This window comes from Methylotuvimicrobium buryatense, assembly GCF_005931095.1.
GTDB lineage: Bacteria > Pseudomonadota > Gammaproteobacteria > Methylococcales > Methylomonadaceae > Methylotuvimicrobium > Methylotuvimicrobium buryatense.
Map to the genome: position 1 here is coordinate 2,996,624 of NZ_CP035467.1, position 14,750 is coordinate 3,011,373.

12 protein-coding genes are annotated in these 14,750 nt (G+C 54.0%); 9 read left to right on the plus strand and 3 right to left on the minus strand.

Annotation, left to right across the window (positions count from 1 at the left end; genetic code table 11):
* Nucleotides 1–4 precede the first annotated feature (4 nt).
* From ade to EQU24_RS13470, 8 genes are all read left to right on the plus strand, one after another.
* Nucleotides 5–1,666, plus strand: a complete 1,662-nt coding sequence (gene ade, locus EQU24_RS13435) for an adenine deaminase (RefSeq protein ID WP_017839007.1) — start codon at nucleotides 5–7, stop codon at nucleotides 1,664–1,666.
* A complete protein-coding gene (locus EQU24_RS13440; RefSeq protein ID WP_017839006.1) occupies nucleotides 1,663–3,069 on the plus strand; it encodes a 2Fe-2S iron-sulfur cluster-binding protein in 1,407 nt (468 codons plus the stop codon). Before ade ends, EQU24_RS13440 begins: the two co-directional genes overlap by 4 nt.
* Complete coding sequence (locus EQU24_RS13445; protein ID WP_017839005.1) at nucleotides 3,059–5,314, plus strand: molybdopterin cofactor-binding domain-containing protein; 2,256 nt, start codon at nucleotides 3,059–3,061, stop codon at nucleotides 5,312–5,314. Before EQU24_RS13440 ends, EQU24_RS13445 begins: the two co-directional genes overlap by 11 nt.
* A complete protein-coding gene (locus tag EQU24_RS13450) occupies nucleotides 5,311–5,640 on the plus strand; it encodes a hypothetical protein (protein WP_017839004.1) in 330 nt (109 codons plus the stop codon). The genes EQU24_RS13445 and EQU24_RS13450 overlap by 4 nt, the downstream gene beginning before the upstream one ends.
* An 83-nt stretch (nucleotides 5,641–5,723) precedes the next feature.
* Nucleotides 5,724–6,206, plus strand: a complete 483-nt coding sequence (locus EQU24_RS13455; protein WP_017839003.1) for a hypothetical protein — start codon at nucleotides 5,724–5,726, stop codon at nucleotides 6,204–6,206.
* 55 nt (nucleotides 6,207–6,261) lie between these two features.
* Complete coding sequence (locus EQU24_RS13460) at nucleotides 6,262–7,164, plus strand: XdhC family protein (protein ID WP_017839002.1); 903 nt, start codon at nucleotides 6,262–6,264, stop codon at nucleotides 7,162–7,164.
* 310 nt (nucleotides 7,165–7,474) lie between these two features.
* On the plus strand, nucleotides 7,475–8,797 hold the full coding sequence (locus tag EQU24_RS13465) for a ferredoxin reductase family protein (RefSeq protein ID WP_017839001.1): 1,323 nt from the start codon (nucleotides 7,475–7,477) through the stop codon (nucleotides 8,795–8,797).
* Nucleotides 8,798–8,808: 11 nt separating this feature from the next.
* Nucleotides 8,809–10,014: a DUF21 domain-containing protein gene (locus EQU24_RS13470; protein WP_017839000.1), complete on the plus strand. Its 1,206-nt coding sequence runs from the start codon at nucleotides 8,809–8,811 to the stop codon at nucleotides 10,012–10,014.
* A gap of 162 nt (nucleotides 10,015–10,176) precedes the next feature.
* On the opposite strand, the gene EQU24_RS13475 is transcribed toward EQU24_RS13470, so the two are convergent.
* Together EQU24_RS13475 and EQU24_RS13480 are read right to left on the minus strand one after the other, a co-directional pair.
* Nucleotides 10,177–11,574: an ATP-binding protein gene (locus EQU24_RS13475; protein ID WP_017838999.1), complete on the minus strand. Its 1,398-nt coding sequence runs from the start codon at nucleotides 11,572–11,574 to the stop codon at nucleotides 10,177–10,179.
* Entirely contained in the window at nucleotides 11,567–12,253 is a 687-nt protein-coding gene (locus EQU24_RS13480) for a response regulator transcription factor (protein ID WP_014148181.1), read from the minus strand. The genes EQU24_RS13475 and EQU24_RS13480 overlap by 8 nt, the downstream gene beginning before the upstream one ends.
* Nucleotides 12,254–12,726: 473 nt before the next feature.
* Between EQU24_RS13480 and EQU24_RS13485 the strand changes: the two genes are divergently transcribed.
* A complete protein-coding gene (locus EQU24_RS13485) occupies nucleotides 12,727–13,620 on the plus strand; it encodes a hypothetical protein (protein WP_017838997.1) in 894 nt (297 codons plus the stop codon).
* A gap of 169 nt (nucleotides 13,621–13,789) precedes the next feature.
* Here EQU24_RS13485 and EQU24_RS13490 read toward each other — a convergent pair whose 3' ends face one another.
* A complete protein-coding gene (locus tag EQU24_RS13490) occupies nucleotides 13,790–14,605 on the minus strand; it encodes a glucose 1-dehydrogenase (protein ID WP_017838996.1) in 816 nt (271 codons plus the stop codon).
* Nucleotides 14,606–14,750: the final 145 nt, after the last annotated feature.

The window sequence follows — 14,750 nt, forward strand, 5'->3', positions numbered from 1 at the left end:
CCCATTGGCCAAGAACGTGAGTCTAAATCAAGGAAGCATCATCGCGAATGTTGTTCAAATACTCGAACGGCGGATAGTCTTGTCCGAAATCGGTTGGGATAACGAAACGATCGCCTCGATCATCGAATTGGGCGATGAAGACCCGGACAAACCTTATCTGTTGCCGGGTTTTATCGATGCGCATGTGCATATCGAAAGCTCGATGTTGACGCCGGACGAATTTGCCCGAATCGCGTGCCGGCACGGTACCGTCGCTGCGGTATCCGACCCGCATGAAATTGCCAATGTGCTCGGCCTGGACGGGATTCGCTTCATGTGCGACAGCGCCGCATTGACGCCGATGCCGATATTGTTCGGAGCGCCCTCATGCGTGCCGGCAACGCCGTTCGAAACGGCCGGCGCGCGCCTCGACAGCGAACAATTGGCCTGGTTGTTCGAAAACCGGCAGGCAGGTTATCTATCTGAAGTGATGAATTATCCCGGGGTTTTGCATGATGATCCTGATATTACGGCAAAATTGGCATTGGCCAAGCGTTTCGGCTACCCGATCGACGGTCATGCGCCTGGCCTGAGCGGCGAAGACGTCAAGCGCTATGCGGCAGCCGGCATTTCGACCGATCATGAATGCAGCACGCTCGATGAAGCCCGCGAAAAACTCGCGGTCGGGATGCACATCTTGATTCGGGAAGGTTCGGCGGCGCGCAATTTCGAGGCATTGCATCCATTGATCGACGAAGCTCCCGAGCGCGTGATGTTGTGCAGCGACGACAAGCACCCGGATGACTTGGTCGCAGGTCATATCAATGTCTTGGTTGCCCGGGCCGTCGCGCACGGTCACAGCGTTTTCGATGTCTTGCGCTGTGCCTGTTGGAATCCGGTCGATCATTATAATTTGCCGGTCGGACGTCTGCGCGTCGGCGAACGCATGGATGCGGTGCTGGTCGAAAATCTGGCCGACTTTAGCGTACTCGGCACTTGGGTTGGAGGCCAAAAAGTTGCCGAGCACGGCAAGAGCCTGTTAACGCATCACGCAACAAACCCCGTCAATCGCTTCGCCGCCGCACCGATTAGCGCATCCGATCTCGAAGCGCCGGCGAGCGGCGAGCAAATCCGCGTCATCAAAGCGTTCGACGGCGAATTGTTCACGCAAGCCGTGTTGCGCACGCCTAAAATCGTGCATGGACAGATCGTGCCCGACATCGAATCCGACCGGTTATTACTAACCGTTGTCAATCGTTACGAAGCCGCCCGCCCGGCGCTGGCCTTCATCGAAGGCTTCGGATTGCAACGAGGCGCATTGGCGTCGAGCGTAGCCCACGATTCGCATAACGTCATCGCGGTCGGCGCCGATAGCGAGGCCATTTGCCTAGCTGTCAATGCGGTAATCGCGGCGCGAGGCGGCATTGCCGTAGCGGACCGGGAGCGTGTCGAATTATTGCCACTGCCGATCGCCGGCTTGATGAGTGACGCCGACGGCGACAGCGTCGCGGCGCGCTATGCCGATTTGGACGCACTGGCCAAGCGACTGGGTTCGCCTCTGCGCGCGCCGTTCATGACCTTATCGTTCATGGCTCTGCTGGTCATTCCAGAATTGAAATTGAGCGACCGGGGTTTGTTCGACGGCCGAACATTTTCCTTTACGCCACTGACGGTGACTCCGCAATGACTCGTTTTATCTTGAATCGAAAAGCGATCGACGATCATGCCGACCCGGCAAGGGTCGTGCTGGATTTGATTCGTCAGCGCCAAGGTCTAACCGGCACCAAGGACGTCTGCCGGGAAGGAGACTGCGGCGCCTGCCAAGTGTTGCTCGGAAAAATTCGCGGAGGCCGCTTACGCTATCAGGCCGTCAATGCCTGCTTGTTACCGTTGGGCGCGATCGACGCTTGTCATGTCGTAACGGTGGAGGGCCTGAACGCCGAATCCTTGAATCCGGTTCAACGCGCCTTGGTCGATTGCGGCGCGATTCAATGCGGCTTCTGCACGCCCGGCCTGGTAATGGCCTTGACCGGTTTTTTTCTGAATGCCGAAACTTCCGATGAACAGGCCGCGATCGATGCGCTTGCCGGTAATCTATGCCGCTGCACCGGTTACGCCGGCATCAAACGCGCGATAGCACGGCTCTGCCGACAATTCGACCTGTCCGTCTCGCCGCCGGAATGCAGAATCGACGATTTGGTCCGCTGGCAAATTCTGCCGGCTTATTTTTCGGAGATTGCCGCGAAACTCGCGGCCCTTGCGCCGCGCGATGCGGTCGAGCCGTCGCCGGACGCGTTACTGGTCGGCGGCGGCACTGATTTATGGGTGGCCAGACCGCATTCGCTGCACATCCGGCCATTGGCATTTTTGCCCGATAGCGCCGACAGTGTTCGTTTTGATGCTGACGATTGCATCGTAAATGCCGCGGCATCGATAGAACAACTTCAAACCTCCAAGTTGTTTCGGCAATTGTTTCCGTCGGTCACGCAAGACTTTGAATTGATTTGCTCGGCGCCGGTCCGTGCGCGCGCGACGGTCGGCGGCAATCTGGTCAATGCCTCGCCGATTGCCGATCTAGCTGTGTTTTTTCTGGCCTTGAATGCCCGTCTGCTGCTGGTTTCGCATGACGCATGCCGCACCGTTTCGCTCAAAGATTTTTTTCAAGGCTATAAACAAGTCGATTTGCAAAGCGGCGAACGCTTGCAGGCCATCCGTTTTAATCGAGCCGCGGCACAGAGTTTCAGTTACGAGAAGGTCGGCATGCGTCGGCATCTCGATATCGCCGCCGTAAATTCGGCGCTCGGCATCGAGCATACCGACGGACGCATCGTCAGCGCCTGTTTATCGGCCGGCGGCGTCGCGCCGGTGCCGTTTTATTTCGAGAAGGCCTGCGACTATTTGCAAGGCCGACCGATAACTCCGGAGACCGTAACTGCCGCGGCCGATATCGCCCGGCAAGAAATCGCGCCGATTTCCGACTTGCGCGGTTCCGCCGATTACAAACGTTTGTTGTTGAGACAGTTGATCTTCGCGCATTTCATGAAGCTATTTCCGGAAGCGATTCGCTGGGAGCAATTACATGCACGCTAATGATCTCGAACTGCATGCCCAAGGGCGCTCGACTTTCGTCGACGATATCGCGCCGCCGGCCGGTTTGCTGCATGCCTTTCCTGTCGTGTCGACAATCGCTCACGGCCTGATCGCAAGCATCGATTTCAGCGAGGCTTTGGCGTGCTCGGGAGTCGCCGCGATAATGACCGCAGCCGATATACCGGGCGACAACAACATCGGCAATGTCGAGACCGAGGAGGTACTGTTTGCCGAACAAACCGTGATGTATCAAGGCCAGCCGATCGCCTTGGTCGTTGCCGAATCCGAACACGAAGCCCGGCACGCGGCCGCCCGCATCAAAGTCGACTATCGAGAACTGCCCGCCGTATTCGATGCCCGAGAGGCGCACCGGCAAGGCCTGCACATCGCGCCGCCGCGCATTTTTTCGCTCGGCGATATCGAGCAAGCCTGGCAAACATGCGATGTGATCGTTGAAGGCAAGACGCAATCGGGCGCGCAAGAGCATGTCTACCTGGAAACTCAAACCGCGCTCGTTTATCCGCTGGAAAACGGCGGTTTAAGAGTCGTATCGGCCACGCAGTCGCCGGGCATGGTGCAGCGGGTCATCGCGCGCGTGTTGAAACTGACGATGACGCAGGTCGAAGTCGATGTGCTGCGTCTCGGCGGCGGTTTCGGCGGCAAGGAAGAACAGGCGACGGCCTGGGCCGCAATCGCGGCATTGGCGGCCAGCCGTCTGCAACGGCCCGTCAAAATACGATTGAGCCGAAGCGACGACATGCGTTGGACCGGCAAGCGTCACCCTTACGATGCCGACTTCAAGATCGGCTTGGACCGCAGCGGCAAAATCTTGGCTTATGACGTCAATTTTTACCAGAATGCCGGTGCGGTCGCCGATCTTTCGCTGGCTATCTTGGAGCGCACGCTGTTTCATGCTTGCAATAGTTATTTCATTCCGAACGTGCGCGCGTCTGCGGTCAGTTGCCGCACAAATCTGCCGCCGAACACCGCATTCCGGGGCTTCGGCGGGCCGCAGGCGATGTTCGTGCTGGAAGCCGCGATTTTCAAAGCCGCGGCGGCATTGCAAATCGATGCAGCCGAAATTCAGCGCCTCAATTTAATGCAAGAAGGACAAGCGTTTCCTTACGGCATGCCCGCGATAGAATGCCGGGCCGGCCTCTGTTGGGAGCGCTTGCAGGAAAATCTTGCGTTGTCTCGGCGGCAACAGGCGATAAACGATTTCAACGCGAGCCATCGACTCGAGAAAAAAGCCTTGGCGTTAATGCCGATCTGCTTCGGGATTTCGTTTACCGCAACCTTTCTGAATCAAGCCGGCGCGCTGGTGCATATTTACGCCGATGGTTCGGTCGGCGTCAGTTGCGGCGCGGTCGAAATGGGCCAAGGCGTCAAGCAAAAAATCGGAAACATCGTCGCGTCGACCTTTTCGATAGATCGGGAGCGCGTCAAGGTCGAAAGCACGAATACCTCGCGCATCGCGAATATGTCGCCGACCGCGGCCAGCGTCGGCGCCGATCTCAACGGTCAGGCGACTTTACTGGCTTGCCGGCAGATTCTGCAGGGTTTGAAGCGAGTCGCGGCCGGACTGCTCGATATCGAGGCCAAAGCGGATAAAATCGTCATCGAACAAGAACGCGTATATTTCAACGGCCAGCCGACCGCAATCGGCTGGAATCAATTGATTTCCGAAGCCTATCTGTCCCGGACGGCGTTGTCGGCGCATGCGCATTATGCGACGCCCGGCGTCTATTTCGACAGAAGCAAGGAACAGGGCCGGCCTTTCGCCTATCATGTTTACGGCTGCGCCGCCGTCGAAGTGACGGTCGATTGCTTGCGCGGAATTTATCGCATCGATGAAGTCGCTATCGTGCATGACGGCGGCAAGAGTCTCGCGCCTGAGGTCGATCTCGGCCAGGTCGAGGGCGGTCTGATGCAGGGCTTGGGCTGGATGACGATCGAAGATATCCGTCATGATAGCCAGGGCCGTTTACTGAACGATACGCTGACCGCCTATAAGATTCCCGATATTCATTTCGCACCGGAAATCAACGTCGAATTTGTGGCCAAGGACAATCCGGCCGCGATTCTGCATTCGAAAGCGGTCGGGGAGCCACCGTTCATGTACGGCATCGGCGTGTATTTCGCGCTGATCAAGGCGATACAGGCTTTCAATCCGGCCTTTGAACCGGAGTTCACCGCGCCGATGACGCCGGAAAAAGTGTTGCTGGCCTTGTATGCTGAGTCATGATCCAAGAAAAAACATTTCACCATGAAGAATACGAAGATCATTTAATGGCTTATTATGCCTATGCAAATCATTTTTGCTCTTCTAATGTTCATGAAGACCTGGCAATCACCCCGGTTGATGAAAGTTCTCGGGGAGATGAGGGTGCGGTCACTCGCCCGACAGGACGCCGTGAATACGTCCTTGTAGGCTCGACGGCGGCTTTCCCTGCCGCCGACGCCTGTCGATCGAGCAACCGCACCCTCTTCGGAACCGGCAATTTCGTTGCTGAGCTTTTGCATATCAAAAAATTAGATAAAAGAGTCTCAATCTACGAACTTTCACAGTGAGGTTATTCACTATTTTAAAGCAAGCCGTTGAAAGACTTTATGAACGTCATGTGCATCATGGTTAAACTACCGGATTTAGGATAATGGCGTTGTTGACGTTGCGTAACGGTGTGTCCGGCGCGTTGATTTATGCTGCGGGCGATAGCTGGGCGGCGCTTTTGACCGGCGAATTTCAATGGCCGCGATTGCTTGGTATGATGCTGGTCGGCGGGACGTTGTATGCGATCGAAATTCCCGCCTATTTCAGTTGGCTGGCGCGTCGTTTCGGAGGGAGCGATCTTCGCAACCGTATTCTACGCGCCCTGCTGGCCCAGGCGTTTTTCAATCCGCTCTGGATAGCGCGGCATATCGCATTGATCTATTGTGTTTCGGGCCGCTTTGCCGAACTGCACTGGCACTTGCTGAACATCGGTTTGGCCTCATTTCTGCGCATCGTGCCGCTGGCGCTAACAGCCAATTACCTGATTCAAAATCATATTCCGCTGCGCTGGCGTTTCATCAGCAGCGCGATTTTTTCGGCTATGATGGCGGTCTATTACGCGATGAGTGAGGCATTCTTTGGCTAAATCGGAATCTTTATGGCACTGGCTTGCGGACCGGCTAACACGGTATCGGTCCGTCATGCTCATGATCGTCGTCGAAAGTCATGGCAGTTCGCCCGGCAAGCCAGGGGCGAAAATGGCGGTGACGTCGCATGGCGAATGCTTCGGCACGATCGGCGGCGGTGCGCTTGAAAGCGCCTTGCTCAAAGAAGCCCGTTCGGCCTTGCAAGAGGATGGTTTAGAGCCGAGGCTGAGACGCTTGCAGCATCATCCGACAAGAGACGGCGAAGCATCCGGCATGATCTGCGGCGGCGAACAAACCGTTCTGCTGTATACTTGCCGGCAAGATCAGTCCGCCTTATTCCGAAGCTTGGCGGATAATCCGCAAGGCGTGTTGACACTGTCGCCGGCCGGTATCGCATTCGATGACGCGCAGACCTTGCCTGAGTCGTGCCGGTTTACCCGGCAGGGCGACAACGATTGGTGGTATAAGGAATCCGTCGGTTGGTCCAAACAGGCTTATATCATCGGCGGCGGTCATGTCGGTCTGGCCTTGTCGAGAATCCTGGCGACGCTCGATTTCGACATCACCGTGATCGACGAACGCGAAAATCTCGACACCCTAACGCGCAATGTGTATGCTCGGCAAAAGTTGACTCTGCCGTACCGCGAAATCGGCACCGCGATACCGGAAGGCAGCCAGATCTATGTCTTGATCATGACGCATAGTCATTATGCCGACCAGAAAATAGCCGAGCGCTTGGCCGGCAAAAAAGTCGACTATCTGGGCGTATTGGGTAGCCGCAAAAAAATCGCCCAAATCAAAGCCAAGCTTGCCGAAACACTGTCGGCCGATGAACTGCAACGCATTCGAGGTCCCATGGGCTTGCCGATCCATAGCCATACGCCCGAGGAGATCGCAGTCAGTATCGCGGCAGAGTTGATACAGATTAGCAATAGTGCGAATTCCACACCCGAATGACTTGCTGATGGTTTGCATAAAAATTTCGCTCATCGAATAGATTAGCGAGAATATTTAGGTATTTTCTTGAAATCCTTTATGCACTTCATGTACTTCATGGTTAATCTGCCAAATTTAGGTTTATGGTTTAACTACCGAATTACTGTTAAAGTACACAAAACCAAGAGAGTGCGGTCGTTAGACTGATAGGCGCCGTCGAGCCGAACAAGCTCCAACAACTCCTGAGGCTAATGCCGAAATTTGAAGTGCAAAAGGTATAAAAGCCGATGGTTGACGCCGTTATTTGTCGATTATCCATGAGGACACACAAATGAAATACGGTTTCCGACAAGCGCTGACGTGGATCGTCGTCTATTTGGGCATAGTGCTTCTTCCGCTGATACTAGCGATCGGCTTTCAAGCGCCGCCGGCACGTCCATTCGCGGCTGAATTCGGTGCACTGCTCGGCGCTCTCGCGCTCGGCGCTCTGGCAATGCAATCCGTTATTTCAGGACGCCAACGCTGGTTTGCTCAAGGCGCCGGTATGGACAATATCCTGCAATTCCATCGCCAACTCGGCATCTTCGCCCTCTTATTAGTGCTATCACATCCGGCAGCGATGTTCATCGCAGATCCGGGCTATCTGCTTCTTTATATCGACCCTCGAGTCAATTTTTTACGCGCCGCGGCTTTAGGTTTCGTCGTCGCCGCCGCCCTATTCTTAGTCACAAGCTCTCTGTGGCGAACGAAATTCCGGTTGCCCTACGAGCTATGGCGCCTCATTCACGGAATCTTGCCACTGCTGATCATTGTTGGCGGACTCGGGCACGCACTGCTGGTCAACAACTATTTCGCTCAGGATTGGAAAAAAGCGGTCTTGGCGTGCCTGATCGGATTGTCGCTACTATTGATTATCGAGTCCCGCCTTCTGCGCCCCCTAAGAATGCTCCGGCAGCCGTGGCGCGTCATTGAAGCCAAAGCTGAAACCGATCAAGCCACGACCTTGGTGTTCGAGGCCGAAGGCCACGTTGGAATGAAATTCCGGCCCGGACAATTTACCTGGTTGACGCTAGGCGATTCACCGTTTTCGCTCCAACAACACCCTTTTTCGATTTGCTCGAGCGCAGCCCATCCGGAACGATTGGAGATTACCGCCAAGGCGCTCGGCGACTTCACCAGCGGACTAAGTGAAGTTAAACCGGGCACCCGCGCTTGGCTGGAAGGCCCTTACGGCGTATTCTTTCACGATGCGACCCGCTCGCGCGCTACTGTATTCATTGCCGGCGGCGTCGGCATCACGCCGATTATCAGCATGTTGAGAACCTACCGCGAGCTGGGCGCTCATTCTCCTTTATGGCTGATTTATGCCTGTTCGGATGCCGAAGCCATCCTCTTTCGAGAAGAGTTAGATGAGATGGCTGCCCAATTGCCGTTGACCTTGGTGTACGTCATTACAAATCCACCGGAAGATTGGAGCGGCGAGACCGGCTACGTCGATGAGGATTTACTCGCCCGTTATCTACCCGATGATAACGAGTCGATCGAATATTTTCTGTGCGGCCCGCCGCCGATGATGGACAGTGTCGAACCGATTTTGATCGCCCGGGGAGCCGCACTCAACCGGGTTTATTCGGAACGTTTCAACCTCGTCTAAAGGAATCGCCGATGCTACATATTAAAGCCCGCCATTCCGGGACCCTGACCGCCATCCTGCTGGCAATTATCACATTTGTCTTGGCGGGCTTACGAACCGACGCTCTTGATCCCGAAGCATGGCAAGTCGTTTTATACGGTTGGCAAGAGACGCTCGACGCTATTGCATTCGCCGACGCATGGCCGTTAAGCCCACTATTTATTTGGACCGGCATCGTCATTTGCCTTTCGCAATCGGCGTCATTATCGGGACTGAATCTGGCGATATTCAGCTTGAGCCGTTTGCATCTCGAAACCGCCGCCGAAAAAGGCGACCGAAATGCCCGCCGGGTTTTGGCGTTACGCCGGAATTCCAACTTTACCCTGACCGCTATTTTGTGGGGTAACGTCTCGGTCAATGTCTTGTTAACCCTATTGGCCGATTCGGTATTGTTCGGTTTATCGGCTTTTTTCTTCTCGACCGTCGTGATCACACTATTCGGCGAAATCGTTCCTCAAGCATATTTTTCGCGTCATGCGCTACGCGTAGCGGGTTTCCTGACGCCTTTATTACGCTTTTATCAAGTCTTACTGTGGCCGCTGGCTTGGCCATCGGGCAAACTTCTTGATGCCTGGATCGGCCAGGAAGGCATCCCTTGGTTGAGGGAACATGAGGTGCATCAACTACTTGAGCTTCACGCGCGGGAAATCGACACCGAAATCAGCCAAGTCGAAGCCACCGGCGCGATCAATTTTCTGAAACTCGATGACATACCGGTCAGCCAGGAAGGCGAACCGCTCGACCCGCGCAGCGTGATTAACTTACCGTTTCGTGACGGCCGCCCGGTGTTCCCAACATTACAACGCAATGCCGACGACCCATTTTTACAAAAAGTTGCCGCCTCCGGTAAAAAATGGGTCGTGCTGGTCGACGACCGCGGCGAGCCTCGTAGAATACTGAGCGCACCAACCTTCTTACGCAGAGCTTTATTCGGAGCTACGCCATTCGATCCGCAATCGCTCTGCCATCACCCGCTAGTCGTGTTCGATTCGACTCGACCGCTCGGCCAAGTACTGCACCGCCTTACCGTTCGCTCTGAAAAACCGGGCGACGACGTCATCGACGAGGATTTGATCTTGGTTTGGGAAGATAATCAACGCCGCATCATTACCGGCTCGGATTTACTCGGACGTTTATTGCGCAAAATCGCCCAACCTGCCCCGCCGTTGAAGACTTAAAAATTACTCGCACAGAGACGCAGGGGCGCAGAGAACTCATTTACCGATCAAGTGATATGAAGAATTAGACTATTGATTTTATAGTCTTTTTCTTCATTGCCTTCATGTTCTTCATGGTGAATAAATTTTTATGCTGTATTCGCCAATATTTTCAAAGCCTCATTAGCGAACCAACGGAAATTTGAAAATAAAAACAGATCCGCCTTCATCATTATTTGTCATTTCGATATAGCCTCCATGACCGCATGCAATGGCTTGCGAAAGCGCCAAACCTAGACCCGCTCCGGCAACATGCCTCGTTGAAGCAACCGAACCACGATAAAATCGCTCAAAGATTCGTTGCTGCTCATCCTGATCAATACCTGGCCCGTTATCGCAAACGCTAAGCGCCGCCTTGTTTTCTGTAACGGCCAAACGAACCGAAACGCGGCCGCCGGGCGGAGAAAATTTCACGGCGTTATCCAGTAAGTTGGTCAGAATCAGATCGACCGATCCATAAGCCATATTGGTGACGACCTGCGGCATCGGCTCGGCGATAATTTGCACATCGCGTTTGCCGGCCATCGATTGCATGCGCTTGACTGTCGCTTCGACGATCGCATTCAGAGAAACCGTTTCTGTCGAGCCACGCTCCAGACCGGCATCCATGCGAGCAAGAACGAGCAACTCCTCGACAATCAAGGTCAATCGTTCGACTTCATCCATACAAGATTGCAAGGTTTCATGATATTCCGACGGATCGCGGGAACGGCGCAGACTGATTTCAAGCTCCGTGCGCAATCGCGATAACGGCGAACGCAGCTCGTGAGAGGCATCGGCCGTGAATCGGCGCTGCACTTCAAAGCTACGCTCGATACGATCGAGCATTTCATTCAGTGTGTCTACTAGGTTTCCGATTTCATCTCGACTTCCCGGATGCGGCAAGCGCTCGTTTAAATTAGCTTCATTGATGTGCTGCGCTCGCTGAACGATATTTTCAATCGCTTGAAACGCCTTGCGGGTCAACGACAACCCGACACCGGCTACTGCAGTGAGTAAACCGAGCGTCATCATCACGAAAAGCAAGCTGGCGACATTTAATACATTGTGAACATCGTCCAACGATCCGGCCACTTGTACGATTACGGGCGTATCCAGCCGATCGATCGGCATCGACACCATGCGCACCGGTTCGTCGCCGAACGAGAACAGCGTTTCAAAGACAGTTTCACTATTCGCGAACATTGCCGATAGGTTGGCCGGTACCGGTAGTTGCGTATTCCCTAAGTTGGCACTCTGGGCCAGTACCTTGCCCTCGCTATCTACAACCTGTATCAATCGGTCGATACGAGCAAAAGAGAGCCTATCGGAACCCGACAAGGTATCGTTAAGCTTGATGGCTCGGTACGGACTCGACGACAACACCGCTGCTTCCGTTTCCGCGACGACCAACAAAGCCGCATCGAGTTGGTTATACACCGCTCGGGAAAGCATCCAGTAAGCGGCAAAACCAACGCTTGTCAGGATGACAACAATAACGGCCAGGTGACTCAAGATGAGCCGCGTTCTAAATTTAAGCATCGTCGGCACCGCTTGTTATCAGTCGGAATCCTCGGCCGCGAACCGTATGGATGAGTTGCGTAACGCCCGGGCGATCGATTTTCCGGCGCAAATTGCGAATATGAGCGTCGATCAGATTATTCAGGCCAATATGGTCGTTGCTCCATAGCGATTCCGCAAGTTCGTTTCGGCTTACTACCCTATCTACGCGACGCATTAACATTTCCAGAATGGCGTATTCCTTTTGGGTCAAATTGATAATCAACTGGCCCCTGGTTACCCGGCGCGTTTGTGTATCCAATATGAGGTCGGCCACCTCAAGACTTGTCTGTTGACCAATGTCCGAACGGCGCAATAAGGCGCGGGTTCTCGCCAACAGTTCCTCGAACGCAAACGGTTTAGTCAAGTAATCGTCGGCACCGGCGTCGAGCCCTTCGACCCGGTCTTGCAAGGCATCTCGGGCGGTGAGCATCAAAATCGGCACTCGCACGCCTTGTTGCCGGAGTTCTTCACACCAAGCAACACCCTGCTTGCCCGGCAAAAACCAATCTAAAATAATCAAGCGATACTCCTGTATGCGCAGGCACTGTTCGGCTTCCTCGACCGAGTATGCCGGATCGACTGCAAAACCTTCTTCGGTCAGGCCCCGTATTAAAAGACCGGACGCTTTTCTATCGTCTTCAACCAATAAAATACTCATTCGATAACCGTCATTTTGGCGCTTTTGATCCGCTCAGCTTGCTTTCAAAAACCGATTATCAGTTTACCTTGAGCCATTTAGTAGAGGGTAATTCTGAAGAAAAATTCAGGATTGGCACGGCAGTGGATTGCTACCATAACGCAAGTTCAATTCAAAGAATCTTCAATGGAAAGCCATAGTCGATATTTCAAACACCAACTCAAACCACTGAGCTTGCTTCCTTTGCCCGCTGTCAGAATCTCCTCATAAATCGAGGCGTTCTCCCGCGCGTGCGAATTGACGCATGCTTTTGGAGAAAATCATGACTTCCATCATTTTACACCCCGCATTAAATCGATCGCTCAATCGCAGCGACATCGAACGCATTCGTCAATCTTCAAGTGCTTTTCAAACGACCGATTATTAGCGGATAGTCGGTCAAGTAATTTTACACATATCACTTTTATCTTGAATTCATAGCAATGGAGGCCATCATGAAACAGATACATGCAATCGAAATAATCCAAAATACTTCAAACGCCAACAACGGCACTCGACGAAATATTTCAATCCTTATCGCTGCCGTATTGAGTATGCTCGCAACCGAATCGAAAGCCGTTCGGCCTTTTGTAACCGACGATGCACGCATTGTCGATGAAGGACAAGTCGAAGCCGAAACTTGGCTTGAAGCCGGTCATGTCGGCGGCGATTGGTCTCCTTTTCCGGCATACAATGTCATGATAGGCACGTCGGTCAACCAATGGTTGGAGCTGATTGCCGGTGTAGGCGTTGGCCGGGATAGCAATGACGAATTGACCTATTCCAACCCCGCCTTTCAAACCAAAATATTATTCAATAAAGCGGAAATCGACAGCATTATGCCGGGGTTCGCGTTCGGTGCCGGAGCGACATTCGATACCGGGCGCGGCGATATGCACGATGTCGGTAGCAATTATTACATCATCGGCATGTCGACTTGGCGCTTCAATGACGATAAATTGATGCTGCACACGAATTATGGAGCCCGCATGGATAGAGAGCGGGGCGGGCCGCAGCGCATCACGCCTTACTGGGGCATCGGTTTCGATTTGGAAGCCTTTCATCCGGAAGCTCGTTTGATCGGTGAAGTCTTTGCCGGCGACCCTTTGGTTTTGAACGAACCGAAGTATGCATCGCAATTCGGTATCCGTTGGCTGCCGAGTGATTATTTGAATCTCGATGTTACCTTCGGATTGCAGCCTGAATTGGACGAGGGACGCAATAAAACCGGGCGTCTCGAATTCACCGGTCAGATCGGCATTAGAATGCTGTTCGATGTTTTCACGCCAGGAGGAAAACCGGGGCGCGCGGACGGTGCGGATGGCTTATTTAGTAATCCCAGTTATTAATTTCGACGGAGTCCTTATTTACCCCCCTTTTAACTCAAACGCCGGAAGAGGTCGGTAGCGATTTAGCAGCGGGGATCTTTGCTTAGCTTGATGCGTATGGGGCGCACCCGCTGCAATTAACATACCTGCAATCATTAAACTGAAAACTCTGCGCCTCTGCGCGATAAATTTACCCGCCTTCGCGAAAGCCCGGATAGAGCGTCATGCCGCCATCGATATACAGCGTTGTGCCGACTACGTAATCGGAAGCATCGGATGCGAGCCAAACCACGGCACGGGCAATATCGGCCGGTTCCCCGACGCGTTCGTACGGAATCAGTTTCAGTAAATCGGCTTCCGCCTCGGGGGTTTCCCAGGCGCTACGATTGATCGGTGTTTTGATCGCGCCCGGCGACACCGCATTGACCCTAATCTTGTCATGAGCGACTTCCTGAGCCAGACTCTTCATGAACATCAACAGGCCGCCCTTAGAGGCGGAATAATTGACGTGTCCGGCCCAAGGAATGATGTCATGCACCGAGGAATTGCAAATAATCTTGCCGGCCGAACAGGACAATTCCGGCACCACGCCTCGGCGAAGAAACTCCTTGACCGCTTCTCGGGCGCACAAAAACTGCCCGGTCAGATTGACCGCCATCACGGTTTCCCATTGTTTCAAGGTCATCTCGACAAACGGCGCATCAAGCTGTATGCCCGCATTGTTGACCAAAATATCGAGACTGCCCCAAGTCCCGATGACCTGTTGAAACATCGCAATCACTTGATCCTCTTGGCTGACATCGGCCTGAACCGCAATCGCTTCGCCGCCCAAGGCTTGTATTTGATCCACTATCTCCCCCGCCCCCTCGGCATCGGACATATAATTGATCGCCACGCGCGCGCCCGCTTCGGCCAATGCGGCGGCAATCGCCGCGCCAATGCCGGAGCTACTTCCGGTCACTAGAGCACGCTGCCCGGCCAATGATTTCTCGATAATAAGCGGCATAATTGTCTCTCCTCTTTTTTATGGTTTAATGGAAAATCAAGGCCAACCCGAACCCAGCACGTCGGCGCGGGGCGGGCAGTTTGTGGGAGCCGCCACCCGGCCGCGAACGGTGCGGGCAGATAAGCGCTTCCGGCTCCGCTTAGGA